Source organism: Brevibacterium sp. R8603A2 (assembly GCF_023072605.1).
GTDB lineage: Bacteria > Actinomycetota > Actinomycetes > Actinomycetales > Brevibacteriaceae > Brevibacterium > Brevibacterium pityocampae.
This window is the reverse complement of sequence record NZ_JALLGN010000001.1, coordinates 453468-467657: the sequence shown is the minus strand read 5'-3', so window position 1 is coordinate 467657 and position 14190 is coordinate 453468. Positions and strand designations below refer to the sequence as shown.

General features: G+C 71.2%; 11 protein-coding genes. 6 read left to right on the top strand and 5 right to left on the bottom strand.

Annotated elements, in window-relative coordinates; translation table 11 throughout:
• The first annotated feature begins 68 nt into the window (after positions 1-68).
• Positions 69-722, top strand: coding sequence for a GntR family transcriptional regulator (locus MTQ12_RS02180; protein ID WP_247423570.1), 654 nt, complete (start codon positions 69-71; stop codon positions 720-722).
• A 160-nt stretch (positions 723-882) separates the two neighbouring features.
• Here the strand turns inward: MTQ12_RS02180 and MTQ12_RS02175 are convergent, their stop codons facing one another.
• On the bottom strand, positions 883-1074 hold the full coding sequence (locus tag MTQ12_RS02175; protein ID WP_137318780.1) for a hypothetical protein: 192 nt from the start codon (positions 1072-1074) through the stop codon (positions 883-885).
• 98 nt (positions 1075-1172) lie between these two features.
• Here MTQ12_RS02175 and MTQ12_RS02170 point away from each other — a divergent pair, with 98 nt between their 5' ends.
• Both MTQ12_RS02170 and MTQ12_RS02165 read left to right on the top strand, forming a co-directional pair.
• On the top strand, positions 1173-3734 hold the full coding sequence (locus MTQ12_RS02170; RefSeq protein ID WP_247423567.1) for a S9 family peptidase: 2562 nt from the start codon (positions 1173-1175) through the stop codon (positions 3732-3734).
• A 29-nt stretch (positions 3735-3763) separates the two neighbouring features.
• Positions 3764-4174 carry an SdpI family protein gene (locus MTQ12_RS02165; protein ID WP_247423565.1) on the top strand — a complete coding sequence of 137 codons (411 nt, stop codon included), beginning with the start codon at positions 3764-3766 and terminating at the stop codon, positions 4172-4174.
• A gap of 157 nt (positions 4175-4331) precedes the next feature.
• Here MTQ12_RS02165 and MTQ12_RS02160 read toward each other — a convergent pair whose 3' ends face one another.
• The gene (locus tag MTQ12_RS02160; RefSeq protein ID WP_247423563.1) at positions 4332-5420 is read right to left on the bottom strand and encodes a hypothetical protein; all 1089 of its coding nucleotides are present in this window, start codon (positions 5418-5420) and stop codon (positions 4332-4334) included.
• Between the two features lie 498 nt (positions 5421-5918).
• On the opposite strand from MTQ12_RS02160, the gene MTQ12_RS02155 reads away from it, so the two are divergent.
• Positions 5919-7721, top strand: a complete 1803-nt coding sequence (locus tag MTQ12_RS02155) for a BCCT family transporter (RefSeq protein ID WP_247423562.1) — start codon at positions 5919-5921, stop codon at positions 7719-7721.
• Positions 7722-7902: 181 nt separating this feature from the next.
• On the opposite strand, the gene purL is transcribed toward MTQ12_RS02155, so the two are convergent.
• On the bottom strand, positions 7903-10230 hold the full coding sequence (gene purL / locus MTQ12_RS02150) for a phosphoribosylformylglycinamidine synthase subunit PurL (protein ID WP_247423561.1): 2328 nt from the start codon (positions 10228-10230) through the stop codon (positions 7903-7905).
• 250 nt (positions 10231-10480) lie between these two features.
• Here purL and MTQ12_RS02145 point away from each other — a divergent pair, with 250 nt between their 5' ends.
• Entirely contained in the window at positions 10481-11530 is a 1050-nt protein-coding gene (locus tag MTQ12_RS02145; protein WP_247423560.1) for a Glu/Leu/Phe/Val dehydrogenase dimerization domain-containing protein, read from the top strand.
• A gap of 54 nt (positions 11531-11584) precedes the next feature.
• On the top strand, positions 11585-12514 hold the full coding sequence (locus MTQ12_RS02140) for a rhodanese-related sulfurtransferase (RefSeq protein WP_247423559.1): 930 nt from the start codon (positions 11585-11587) through the stop codon (positions 12512-12514).
• Positions 12515-12667: 153 nt separating this feature from the next.
• Here the strand turns inward: MTQ12_RS02140 and MTQ12_RS02135 are convergent, their stop codons facing one another.
• Complete coding sequence (locus MTQ12_RS02135) at positions 12668-13519, bottom strand: glycosyltransferase family A protein (RefSeq protein ID WP_247423558.1); 852 nt, start codon at positions 13517-13519, stop codon at positions 12668-12670.
• The gene (locus tag MTQ12_RS02130; protein WP_247423557.1) at positions 13516-14184 is read right to left on the bottom strand and encodes a hypothetical protein; all 669 of its coding nucleotides are present in this window, start codon (positions 14182-14184) and stop codon (positions 13516-13518) included. The genes MTQ12_RS02135 and MTQ12_RS02130 overlap by 4 nt, the downstream gene beginning before the upstream one ends.
• Positions 14185-14190: the final 6 nt, after the last annotated feature.

The window sequence follows — 14190 nt, the reverse complement described above, 5'->3', positions numbered from 1 at the left end:
AGGTGGGTGTCAACGGTTCCCGGGAAGGTTCCTGGTGGAGGGCCCGGGAGGAAAGGAAGTGAAGTGGGATGACGGCAGCGGAGGCGCACGGCCATCGCTCGCTCGCCGAGCACAGCTACGCGGTGCTGCGCGATCGGCTCATCATGCTCGACATCCGGCCCGGCGACCCGGTGAACGAGGCGGCGCTCGCCGAGGAGCTCGGCATCGGCCGGACCCCCGTGCGCGAGGCGCTCAAGCGGCTCGAGGCCGAGCACCTCGTCGTGAGCTATCCGCGTCGCGGCACCTTCGCCACCGGTGTCGACATCACCGACCTCGCAGAGATCGCCGAGGTGCGCATCCACCTCGAACCGGTCGCCGCCCGGCGGGCTGCGCGGAACACCACCGCCGAGGTGCGCGCAGGCGCCGAGCACCTGCTCGAGCGGCTGGATTCGCTCGGCGCAGACAGCACACGGCGCGAGCTCCTCGCCGCCGACCTCGACATCCACCGCTTCGTGTACCGGGCCTCCGGCAGCGCCCACCTCGCCGACGTCCTCGTGCGGCTCGACAACCTGGCGACCCGGATCTGGAGCCTCGTGCTCGACCGGCTGCCGCACCTCGCCGGCCACGTCCACGAGCACGAGGACCTGCTTCGGGCGATCGCGGCCGGCGACGAGGAGGCCGCCGCGCGGATCGCCGCCGAGCACGTCCGCAGCTTCGAGCAGCGGGTGCGGGAGAGTCTCTGAGCCGGTGCCGGCGTGCCGTCAGCGGGGAACGAGCCGTGGCCGCTCGCCCGGAAGCACGATCCTGCTGATGCGAACGCGAACGCGAACGCGAACGCGCCGGGACCGGTCGGTGTCCGGCCCCGGCGCGGGGGGCGCTGGGCGTGCGCTGGAGCGCTGCGACTCAGCGGCGGCGGTTGCGGAGCCCGCGCACGGCCTGCTTCGCCTTGCGGCGGGTGTTCGGGTCGGAGGCGCCACGGCGCAGCATGCCGAGCAGACCGCCGCTGGTCCCTCCGCTGCGGCCCATCGGGCGACCGCCTCGGCGGCCTCCGCGGGTGTTCGTGGCTCCGTTGAGGATGCGGCTGAGGATTCCCATGGCACTCACCTTTCGTCGTCGGGCCAACGACTCTTCCACGCCACAATGTGAGTTGTCTGAACTCGGGTGCTGTCCGCGGTGCTCGATAGGGTGAGGGTATGACAGCACCGCAGCACTCCCCGTCCCCTGCCGCCTCCGTCCCCGCACCGCCGGTCGCCGCGCGCGTGCCGCACGAGCGCACGCACCACGGCGACACCTTCGTCGACCACTACGAATGGCTGCGGGAGAAGGAGTCCGCGCAGGTCATCGCCCACCTCGAGGCGGAGAACGCCTACACCGCGGCCCGCACCGACCACCTCGCCGGTCTGCGCGAGGACATCTTCGAAGAGATCCGCGCCCGGGTGAAGGAGAGCGACCTCTCCGTGCCCGTGCGCCGCGGCGACTGGTGGTACTTCTCCCGGACCACCGCGGGCAAGGACTACGCGGCGCGCTGCCGGGTCCCGGTGTCCGGTCCCGACGACTGGACCCCGCCGGACATCAGCGGGGGCGGGGAGCTGCCCGGTGAGCAGGTCGTGCTCGACTCGAATGTCGAAGCCGACGGCTGCGACTTCTTCTCCCTCGGCTCCTACTCGGTGTCCCCGGACGGCACCCGCCTGGCCTGGGCGGCGGACACCGCCGGCGACGAGCGCTACACCCTGCGCATCCGCGACCTCACCACCGGGGAGGACCTGCCCGACGAGATCCCGAACACCTTCGCCGGGGCATGCTTCGACGTCAGCGGCGAGTACGTCTTCTACACCACCGTCGACGACGCCTGGCGCCCGGACCGGGTGTGGCGCCACCGCGTGGGCTCGCCTGCCGCTGACGACGTCTGCGTGTTCGCCGAGGAGGACGAGAAGTACTTCGTCGGGATGGGCGTGAGCCGTTCGGAGCGCTACCTCTTCTTCGTCACCGCCTCGAAGATCACCACCGGGTACTGGTACCTCGACGCACTCGACCCCGCCGGCACCCCGCGCCCGGTGTGGCCGCGCCGGGAAGGTGTCGAGTACTCCGTCGAGCACGCGATCATCAGCGGCGAGGACCGGTTCCTCATCGTCCACAACCGCGACCGGGCGGACTTCGAGATCACCGACGTCCCCGTCAGCGACCCCGAGTCCGAGGGCCGCGCCGTGCTCACGGAGATCGAGGGCAGGAGGATCGAGGAGATCGACGCGTTCCGCTCGTTCCTCGCCGTGTCCTACCGGGAGGGCGGGTTCGCCCGCGTCGGGGTCATCGCTGTGCGCGACGAGAGCCCGGAGGAGCTCGTCGCCGACCGCGGGGACTCGGGGCTCGGTACCGAGTCCCAGCGCGGGGACGAGCAGACCGGGGCCGAGGCGGATGCCGGGCGGCGTGCCGACGCGGCCGGAGCCGAGGCGCGGGGTGCCTCGGCGACGGATGCCGGGCCGGCGCGGGACGGCTCTGCCGCGGGCGTCGCGCTCGCCGCAGGGAGCCCGGTCCCGCCGCGCCCGGAATCCGAGCCCGTGCCGGACGCTCACACCGGGCGCTCGCTCGAGGGCCTGCCGCACTCCCCGTACTCGGAGATGGTCGAGGTGGCCGCGGACGAACCGATCGGCACCATGGGTGTCGGCGCGAACCCGGAATGGACGCAGCCGCGCCTGCGCCTGGGCTACACCTCGATGGTGACGCCCTCGGTGGTGTTCGAGTACGACGTCGCGAGCGGGGAGCGCACAGTCCTCAAGCGGCAGCCGGTGCTCGGCGGCGTCGATGTCGCCGACTACGAGCAGGACCTCGTGTGGGCGCGCGCCGCCGACGGCACGGAGATCCCGGTGTCGCTGGTGTGGCGCACCGATGCAGTTCCGGCCGAAGGGCCCGCACCGACCCTGCTCTACGGCTACGGCTCCTACGAGGCGAGCATGGACCCGTACTTCTCCGTCGCCCGGCTCTCGCTGCTCGACCGGGGCGTCGTCTACGCGATCGCCCACGTGCGCGGCGGTGGCGAGATGGGTCGCCACTGGTACGAGGAGGGGCGGACGCTGACGAAGACGAACACCTTCACCGACTTCATCGCCGCCGCCGACCACCTCATCGCCGCCGGCCGTGCGGTGCCGGAGCGGATGGTCGCGATGGGCGGCTCCGCCGGCGGGCTGCTCATGGGTGCGGTCGCGAACATGGCCCCGGAGCGGTTCGCCGGGATCAGCGCGCACGTCCCCTTCGTCGACGCGCTGACCTCGATCCTCATGCCGGAGCTGCCGCTCACCGTCATCGAGTGGGACGAATGGGGCGACCCGCTCCACGATCCGGAGGTCTACGCGTACATGCGGGACTACTCGCCGTACGAGAACGTCACCGAGCAGAAGTACCCGCGGATCCTCGCGATCACCTCGCTCAACGACACCCGCGTCCTCTACGTCGAGCCGGCCAAGTGGGTGGCCCGGCTGCGCGAGGTCGGGGCGGACGCCCTCCTCAAGACGGAGATGGCCGCCGGGCACGGCGGCGCCTCGGGCCGCTACGACGCGTGGCGCGAGACCGCCTTCGACTTCGCCTGGACACTCGACGTGCTCGGACTCGCCGAGGGGGGTTCGGCTCCCGCCGGAAATGCGGAGGGTGGTGCATCCCCGGCTCGCGACGCGGAGGGTGATGGTGCGGGCAGCACCTCGACGGACGGCGCGCACGTCGAGTCGTCCACTGACAGCGCCACCGGCGCAGAGGGCGAGCGGTGACCGGGCCACCCGACGCGAGTGCGTCCGCAGTGAGCGCCGCAGCCGCACCGCTCGCCCTCGGTGTCCCCGAGGCCCCGGGGCTCGGGCTCGGGGCGCTGGCCGGGCTCCTCGTGCTGTTCGTTGCCGTGGTGGCCCTGGGCGTCGTGGTCCACCGGCCCATCAAGGCCGCCGCCGACGGTCGCCTCGGGCCCGAGGACGGCGGCGGGATCCGCACCTCGGCGACCCTGCGCTCTCCGGAGGCCTGGCAGCTCGGACACCAGGCGGCGATGATCTACGTCCGCGCGATGCCGGTGATCATGGTGCTCGTCGTGCTCGGCGGGATCGCCGGCACGCTCTGGGGCGGTGCGATGGTGGGCTTCGCGGTGGGCCTCGTCGGCCTCGCCATCGAGGTCTTCATCATCGCGATGGCGCGCATCTTCGCCCACATCGCCGCCCGCTGACGAACGCCGGCCCACCCGGGGACCTCCGGGTGGATGCGATTGTTTCTGCGGGAGCCGACCGAATATCCGCCCGGCCGGCCTCTGCGGGCGGATATTCGATTGTCGCTTGCAGGATGAGCTGCATCGAGGCGGAATGTGCGGGGCGGGGTGCCGGCGCTCAGAGGACTGCGGCGATGAAGCGGTCGAGGTCGAACAGCTCGGCCCATTCGACGCGGTGCACCGACCACCGGAGCTTCCGCAGCCGCTGCTCCTTGCGCCACTGACGCCTCAGCGCCGCGTGCGGGTCCCCGGCGAGGTGGTACTTCTCGTGTCCGTCGAACTCGACGGCCGTCCGTGACGCGGAGTCGGCGAAGTCGAGACGGTCGATGAACCCCTCCTCGTCGTACACCTCGACCTGCTGCTCGAAGCGGGCCAGGTGCCCGATCTGGTGGAGCCGCAGCTTCGTCAGCGATTCGCCGGCGCTCTCCGAGACTGCAGAGGCGAGCTCGACGAGGAGGCGCAGCGCGCGTCGTCGGTGACCGTGGGGATGCAGTACCTGCGCCTCCCGCAGCTCGGCCGGGGTGAGCAGGCCACGGTGGAGCGCGTCCTCGGCCATCGGGAATCCGAGGTCGAGTCCGTGCTCGAGCGCGACGTCGAGCACTGTCCACGGGACGCTCGTTACCGCTCGGGACCGCGCCGGCCGCACGGTGCCGGGAGCCGAACCGGGAAGCGGGATGAACCCCTCGGGCAGATGGACATCCGGTTCGTCCGACTCCGCTCCGGAGAGCGCGCCGGGGCGGAGCAGCCCACGGGCGGGTGCGCGGACCCGATGGAGCTCCGGTGCGGCGAGCGGATGGAGCCGGAGGCGCCGATTGGTGAATCGTCGGCCCTCCCGCTGTGCTTCGACGACCGGCTCGGCGGGCACCGCGAACGCGAGGCCGAGCACCTGCGCCGCCGAGGTGTGCGACAGCACCGGCACTCCGGCGGCCGAGGCCGCGAGCCCGTGGGCGGTGAGGTCGAAGGCCTCGAGGAGGATCCGGCGCTTGAGCGCTTCGACCTCGTAGGCGGGAACGGTGCGCAGGACGCGGTGCACCTCGTGGTCCGCGGCGGTGAGGAGCCGGGAGATCGAGGGGTGAGCGGGGCAGTCACGGGTGATGATTCCGACACCGGTGAGGACGACCGAGAAGCAGCACTTCCGCGCGGATCCGAGCGCGGCGTCACGGATCCCGATCGAGCGGAGCCAGCGGGTGGAGGCGATGAGAGTCATGGGTCGAGGGTGACGTCGGATCCCCTGCCCGGGAATCCCGCGCGGCGTCCTGTGGACGAGGCCGCCCGGTGCGTGCGCCCTGTGACCCGAGGTGCGCTCTCCTGTGACCGGGCGTGCATCCCGGACATCGGCGCAGATGACAACCGCACTCCGTATCGACCGGGGCTCTCCGGCGCACCCCCTGCCCTGCGGATGGCCTCCTGGCGGGATGCAGCAGTTTCGCGGATCAACAGCTGAATTCACTCGCAACGAAGGGGAACCAGGTGAGAATCCATGGGTCTGGGCAGAAAGAGCTGCATCGGAGAACTGCCGTGCTGCACCGGGTCGGCAGCGCGGCGCGGGTTCCGCCCGCTGGGTTCGGCAGGTGCCCTTGTGCGCTTGCATCGCCGTGACCATTCAGTAGCCTTGAATGCGCGGTCCGGGGCCCGGGCCGTCCCCGGGGTGGGCGTCGCAGCACGCCTCGGCAGTCCCCGCACCAGACTCAAGGAGACGAGCCCGATGCTGACCCGACTGCACGACACCCTGCGCCTGCGCACCTCGCCGGCGATCTTCTTCGGCGCCGCGGGGGTTATCGTCCTCTTCGTCATCGCGACGATCGCCTTCACCGAACCGCTCGACGCCGCGGTCACCTCCGCCTCCGACTGGCTGCTCGCGCAGTTCGGGTGGTTCTACATCCTCGGGGTCACGATCTTCCTCGCCTTCCTGATCTTCATCGCCGTCGGCCGGTTCGGACGGGTCAAGCTCGGGCCCGACGACGAGCCGCCCGAGCACAGCGGCCTCGCCTGGTTCTCGATGCTGTTCGCCGCCGGCATCGGCACGATCCTCATGTTCTGGGGTGTCGCCGAGCCGATCAGCCACTTCGGGGAGCCGCCGCGCGGAGCCTCGCTCGGGATCGAGGCCGGCACCCCGGCCGCGGCCGTCGACGCGATGAACTTCACGCTCTACCACTTCACGCTCCACACCTGGACGATCTTCACGCTGCCGGCCCTGTGCTTCGCCTACTTCATCCACAAGCGCAACCTGCCGCCGCGCGTGAGCTCGATCTTCCAGCCCATCCTCGGCGAGCGCATCCACGGCCCGATCGGCAAGACCATCGACATCGTCGCGATCGTCGGCACGGTGTTCGGCATCGCCGTGTCGATCGGCCTGGGCACCCTGCAGATCAACGGCGGTCTGTCGCAGCTGTTCGGCATCCCGGAGAACGCCGGCTGGCAGCTCATCATCATCGGCGTCGTCACGGGCGTCGCGCTGATCTCCGTGTCGCTCGGTCTCGACAAGGGCATCAAGGTGCTGTCGAACGCGAACATCATCGTCGCCATCTGCCTGCTGATCTTCATCGTCATCGCCGGCCCCACCCTGTTCCTCCTCAAGGGCACGATCGAGGCGTTCGGCAGCTACCTCGTCAACCTGCCCGAGCTCGCCCTGTGGAACGACACCTTCGCCGACACCGGCTGGCAGAGCGGCTGGACCGTCTTCTACTGGGCGTGGACCATCACCTGGTCGCCGTTCGTCGGGATCTTCATCGCCCGGATCTCCAAGGGCCGCACCATCCGCCAGTTCGTGTCCGGTGTGCTCGCGGTGCCCGCCGGCTTCTCGGTGATCTGGTTCGGGATCTTCGGCTTCGCGTCGTTCGACATCGAGCTCAACGGCGAGGGCGGCCTCGTCGACCGCGTGGTCACCGACGGCGACATCCCGGGAGCCCTGTTCGCGTTCCTCGAGCACTACCCGCTGCCGTTCTTCGTATCCATCGTCGCGATCGTGCTCGTCGTCGTCTTCTTCGTCACCTCGGTCGACTCCGCAGCGCTCATCACCGACACCATGGCCAACGGCCACGAGGACTTCAACCCGCTCGGTCAGCGCATCTTCTGGGCCCTGTCGATCGGCATCATCACCGCCACCCTGCTCGTGTTCTCCGGCACCGGCGGGCTCGAGGCGCTCGAGAAGACGATCATCCTCGTCGGGCTCCCGTTCTTCATCATGGGCTACTTCCAGATGTACGCCCTGTACCGCGCGCTGCGTGAGGACGCCGGCGAGCTGCCGCCCATGCGCACCCGGCGCTGGAAGAAGGTCCTCCCGCCCGAGGAGTACGCGCGCCGGCAGGACGAGGACGAGCACGACACCTCGGACACGGTGGTCGATCCCGAGGCCGCAGACGAAGTGCCGGTCATGGCCGACCCCTACGTCGACGAGGTGGACGCGAGCGGTGCCCAAGACATGGGGCGGAGGCGCCGGCTGCCCGAGGGCACGATCTCGTCCCGGACCGGCAGCGCCAAGATCACCTACGGCCGCGCCGAGGACTGACCACCCCGGCCGAGCCGCAGCACAGCTCAGGAACGCTGCACCTGCATCGACCTGTCACTCGTGCTCGATATCCACGTCCGGATTCGAGCACAGGTGACAGGTCGATGGGCGTTCCGAGCAAAAGCGGCAGGTCGATGGGCGTTTCGAGCTCGAGAGCAGCAGCTTCAGCCGCGCCGGCCTCTCAGCCGAAGTGCTGCGGCAGCGTGGCCTCGTGGGCGGTGCGGAGCTCGGTGACCGGGATGGCGAAGCGGTCGACGAGCTCGAGCACCGCACCGGTGTTGCCCTCACCGGCGTCGGTCATGCCGATCCGCGCGAACGGGAAGGCGCGTGCGGTGCACATGTCCTTGAAGCGCACTTCCTCGGAGCGGGGGACGGCGACGATCGCACGTGCCGTCGACTCCGAGAACAGGAGCGTGAAGAGGTCGACGCCGTCGCGCTGGGCGACCTCGTCGAGCCATACCCGCGCACCCGTGCCGCGGCGCAGGCACGCCTCGGCCAGGGCCTGTGCGAGCCCGCCCTCGGAGAGGTCGTGCGCGGCGTCGATCATGCCGTCGCGCGAGGCGTTGATGAGGATGTCGGCGAGCTCCTTCTCCGTGTCCGGCCGGAACTCCGGGGGCACGCCGCCGAGGTGGCCGTGGACGACATCGGCCCACGCCGAGCCGTCGAGCTCCTCGGCGGTGGTGCCGAGCAGGTAGATCGTCTGGCCGGCGTCCTTCCAGCCCGCCGGGGTGGCGCGGGTGACGTCGTCGAACACGCCGAGCACGCCGACCACCGGGGTCGGGTGGATGGCGACGCCGCCGGTCTGGTTGTACAGCGACACGTTGCCGCCGGTGACGGGGATGCCGAGCTCCTGGCAGCCGGCGGCCAGACCCTCGACGGCCTGCGCGAACTGCCACATGATCTCCGGGTCCTCCGGCGAGCCGAAGTTGAGGCAGTCGGTGACGGCGAGCGGCCGGGCGCCGGAGGTGGCGACGTTGCGGTGTGCCTCGGCGAGCGCGAGCTGCGCCCCGCGTGCGGGGTCGAGGTAGCAGTAGCGGCCGTTGGCGTCGGTCGCGATCGCCACGCCGAGCCCGGTCTCCTCGTCGACCCGGATGACGCCGGCGTCGTCGGGGAACGCGAGTGCGGTGTTGCCCTGCACATAGCGGTCGTACTGGTTCGTCACCCAGGACTTCGAGGCGAGGTTGGGGGAGCCGAGGAGTCTCAGCAGCGTGGCGCGCAGCTCCTCGTCCGACTCCGGGCGGGTGAGGCCGGCGGCGGCGACGGAGTCCGCGCGGGTGGCCTCCGTCCACGAGGGCTCGTGGTAGGGGCGCTCGTAGACCGGGCCGTCGTGGGCCACGGAGCGCGGCGGCACGTCGACGATGATGTCGCCGTGCCATTCGATGACGAGCCGGCCGGTGTCGGTGACCTCGCCGAGCACGCTCGTCTCGACATCCCACTTGGCGGTGATCGCGAGGAACTCCTCGAGCTTCTCGGGGGTGACGACCGCCATCATCCGCTCCTGGGATTCGCTCATGAGGATCTCCTCCGGCGTGAGCGAGGGGTCGCGCAGCAGCACGTCGTCGAGCGCGATGTGCATGCCGCCCTCGCCGTTGGAGGCGAGCTCGGAGGTGGCGCAGGAGATGCCGGCGGCGCCGAGATCCTGGATGCCCTCGACGACCTCGGCGGCGAACAGCTCGAGGCAGCACTCGATGAGGACCTTCTCCGCGAACGGGTCGCCCACCTGCACTGCCGGGCGCTTGGACGGCTTGGTGTCGTCGAAGGACTCCGAGGCGAGGATCGAGGCGCCGCCGATCCCGTCGCCACCGGTGCGCGCCCCGAACAGCACGACCTTGTTGCCCACGCCCGAGGCGTTGGCCAGCCGGATGTCGTCGTGGCGCAGCACTCCCACGGCGAGCGCGTTGACGAGCGGGTTGCCCTGGTAGACGGAGTCGAAGACGACCTCGCCGCCGATGTTCGGCAGGCCCAGGCAGTTGCCGTAGCCGCCCACCCCGGCGACGACGCCGTGGACCACGCGGGCGGTGTCCGGGTGGCCGATCGCGCCGAAGCGCAGCTGGTCCATGACCGCGACGGGGCGCGCCCCCATGGAGATGATGTCGCGCACGATGCCGCCCACGCCGGTGGCCGCGCCCTGGTAGGGCTCGACGTAGGAGGGGTGGTTGTGGCTCTCGACCTTGAAGGTCACCGCCCAGTCGTCGCCGATGTCGACGACGCCGGCGTTCTCGCCGATGCCCACGAGCAGGTTCTTCTTCATGTCGTCGGTGACGTAGTCGCCGAACTTGCGCAGGTGGACCTTGGAGGACTTGTAGGAGCAGTGCTCGGACCACATGACGGAGTACATCGCGAGCTCCGCCGAGGTGGGGCGCCGGCCGAGGATCTCCCTGATGCTCGCGTACTCGTTCTCCTTGAGCCCGAGCTCCGCGAACGGCTGCTCGACATCGGGGTTCGCGGCGGCGAAGTCGACCGTCTCCTTGACCTTCTTGTCCGCCGGTGCCGAGTGCGTGTTCGTCATGATCCTGGGGTGGTCCTTTCGTGAAGACAGCGCCGTGTCCATCGTACCGCCGCCGGGCGCGGGGGCGCCGGTCGACCGCGCCTCGGACATCGCCCGTCGGAGCGCCCCGGTACCCGGCCGTCGTGGGCCCGACGACCCCGGTGCGCGGGATCGTGGCACGCGCCGGTGGGCGGTAACGTCGGACGCATCGCCCGCCTGCGGCCCGGGACGTCGATCCGGCCGCCGTCCCGCCCGCTGCGAAGGAGCCGCCGTGAACATCTTCACCCACCCCGAGTTCGACCACCACGAGCAGGTCGTGTTCTGCCACGACCCGGCCACCGACCTCCGCGCGATCATCGCCATCCACGACACCGCGCTCGGCCCGGCCGCCGGCGGCTGCCGGATGCACCCCTACGCCACGGAGGAGGATGCGCTCACCGACGTCCTGCGCCTGTCGCGCGGGATGAGCTACAAGAACGCGATCGCCGGCCTCCCGCTCGGCGGCGGCAAGTGCGTGATCATCGCCGACCCGCGCCGGCCCGACAAGGCCGAGGTGCTGCGCGCCTTCTCCCGGCACGTGCAGACGCTCGGCGGGCGCTTCTGGACCGCGATCGACGTCGGTGTCGGGCCGGAGGACGCCGATGTCCTCGCCGAGGAGTGCGACTACATCTTCGCCCGGGCCAGCCAGTTCCCCGCCGGCGTCACCGCCTCCCAGTTCACTGCGCTCGGGGCGTTCACCGCGCTGCGCGCCGGGGCCGCCCACGTGTGGGACCGGACCGACCTCGTGGGGCTGCGGGTCGCGGTGCAGGGGCTCGGCGGCACCGGCCGGGAGCTCTCCCGGCTGCTCTACGAGGCCGGGGCGGAGCTCGTCGTCGCCGACGTCTCCCCGGACGCCGTCGCCGCCGTGGTCGAGGCCTACGGCGCCATGGCGGTCGACCCGGAAGTCATCCACTCCCAGGACGTCGACGTGTTCGCTCCCTGCGCGCTCGGCGCGGTGATCAACGACGCGACGGTGGGGGAGATCTCCGCCCGGCTCGTCAGCGGGATCGCGAACAACCAGCTCGCCGCCCCGGAGCACGGCCGGATCCTGCGGGAGCACGGCATCACCGTCGTGCCGGACTTCCTCGCCAACGCCGGCGGGGTGATGGCGGCGGCGACGATGATCTACTCCGATCCCACGCTCGAGTCCTCGCGGGAGACCGTCCTCACGCTCTTCGACCGGGTGCGCGCGGTGCTCGCGCAGGCCGACCGGGAGGACCGGACCACCACCGAGGTGGCCGAGGAGATCGCCGAGGAGCGCATGGCCGCCGCTCGGAGCTGAGGGGCAGGCGGGAGCCGGGGGATCCGATCCGCGCACCCTCCCTAGAATGTGCCTATGTCGCTGACCAAGATCGTGCTCTTCTACGTCTTCACCCCGCTGTCCGACCCGGAGGCGGTCCGCCTGTGGCAGCACGCGCTCGCCGAGGGCTGCGGGCTCAAGGGGCGGGTCATCGTCTCCCACCAGGGCATCAACGCCACGCTCGGCGGCGAGATCGACGACGTCAAGCGCTATGTGCGGTCCACCCGCAGCTACGCACCCTTCCGGGACGCCGACATCAAGTGGTCTACCGGGACCGGCGACGACTTCCCCCGGCTCAGCGTCAAGGTGCGCCCCGAGCTCGTGACCTTCCACGCCCCGGACGAGATCACCGTCACCGCAGACGGGGTGCAGGGCGGCGGCGAGCACCTGACGCCCGGACGGCTGCACCGTCTCATCGAGGAGCGCGGCGACGAGGTCGTGTTCTTCGACGGACGCAATGCGATGGAAGCGCAGATCGGACGGTTCAAGGGTGCGATCGTGCCCGACACGGACACCACCCGCGATTTCATCGCGGAGATCGAGTCCGGCCGGTACGACGAGCTCAAGGACCGGCCCGTGGTGACCTACTGCACCGGCGGGATCCGGTGCGAGGTGCTCAGCGTGCTCATGAAGAACCGGGGCTTCTCCGAGGTGTACCAGCTCGAGGGCGGGATCGTCCGCTACGGCGAATCGTTCGGCAACTCCGGCCTGTGGGACGGATCGCTCTACGTATTCGACAAGCGCATGCACATGGAGTTCGGCGAGGGCGCGGAGTCGCTGGGGCGCTGCGCCGAATGCGCGGAGCCCACGCCGCTGTTCGTCAACTGCGCGAACGAGGAGTGCCGCAAGCTCTTCCTTCGCTGCGGCGCGTGTACGGAGTCGGGACTTCACCCGCACTGCGGAGAGTGCGTGCCCGCCGGTGCCGCGGGATCGGCGATCACCGGCGCCGAGGCGCCCTCGCGCTGAGCGGCCGGACGCACCTCGCCGTACTGCGGGGTATCCGAGGGGCGGCGCGCAATTGCGCGCTCGGAATCGGATACTCCGCGGTTCGGCAGAGTGGTCCGGCGTGCTGGCAGTGTTCGATCCCCGGCAGGCGTACTCACCGCACGGGGCGCAGACTCATGACAGGAGGGCGATCTCCGGCTTCCGGAAGAGGCGCCCGCGGGTGAGACCGCAGAGCAGGCGCTCGCCCGCGCTCTGCCGGTCCCAGTGCAGCCGGCACGTGTAGAGGGTCCGCCGCACGCGCGAGGCGAGCGCCCGGGCCGAGCCGAAGGTCCGGCCCTCGACCCCGACCGCCATGCCCCGGCTCCAGCCGATCCGCGCGAGCGGGCCGAGCGCGAACGCGAGATCGAGGTCGTCGTGCACCGCGGGATCCGTCGAATGGGTCCGGTGGCGGACGTGCAGCCACACCCCGCGGCGCACCGCCATCGTCGAACCCCACAGCGGGACGTTGCCCATCGCCGCGCCGACCCCGAGCTGGAGCGAGGAGTGGTACGCCGCCGAGGCGATCCGCCCGCGCAGCCCGGGGATGTCGTAGAAGCAGCCGGGGCCCGTCACCGCGTGGAGGTTGCGCCCCTCGATCTCCGCGACGACCGTCGCCACCCAGTCCGGGGCAGGACGGGAATCGGCGTCGAGGCGGGCGAGGATCGTCCCGTGCGCAGCGTCGTAGCCGGCTGCCGAGGCGGCCGCGACCCCCGGCCTGACCTCCCGCACCACGCGCGCGCCGACGCTCCGGGCCACCGCCGAGATCGCGGGATCCGCGGGCCCGGGCGGGGAGTTGTCGACGACGATGATCTCGAGCGGCGGCCGCGTCTGGGAGGTGAGGGCGGCGAGGCAGCCGGCGAGCGTCTCGGCGTCGTCGAGCACCGGGATGACGACGGAGACCCCGGAGTCGTCTGTGCTCGGCGCCGGAGCGGCGCCGCCACGGGGCGACGGCGGGGCGGTGCCGCGCGGCGGGTCGGACGGGCTCATTCGTCGGCCCCCGCGTGCGAGGCGGCCTCGCGCTCGAGCCCGAGGGCGAGGGGCAGTGCGAGGAGCCCGCCGCCGAGCGTCCCGGCGGCGAGGTCGCCGATCGTGTCGTGGTAGCCGACGCCGATCTCCTCGGAGATGAAGACGAATCCAGCCCACTCGCCGAACTCCCACAGCACGCTCAGCAGCGCGGACAGGGCGAGCAGGTGCCAGAGGAGCGACCACCATGGCAGGGGAGGGCGGACAGCGCCGTCTCTCGGCCCATGCGCGGCCGGAGGGGCGGATTCTGCAGGCGCGCCGGAGCGATCGGGGCGCACCCGGTGGGCCGGGTCGCGGAGCATGACGAGCCGCCACGCGATGAGCACGGCGGCGGCGGTGGCGAGGGCGTGCGCCGGGATGTCGAGCCAGGAGAAGTTCTGGTAGAGGCCGGTCACCGCGGCCCAGGCGGCGGCGAGGAAGGTCAGCTGGCACAGGGCATCGACCAGCCGGGGCAGCACGAGGAAGCGCAGCAGCGTCACCCCACCGAGCACGAGGAACAGGCACGCGCCCGAGGCGACCCCGGCGTACCACCAGGCCAGCGGCACGCTGAGGACCGCGAGGATGCGGAGGACGTCCGTCGACCACCAGCGTCCCTGCACCTCGGCCCAGGAGGATTCGGGACAAGTCATCTTGAC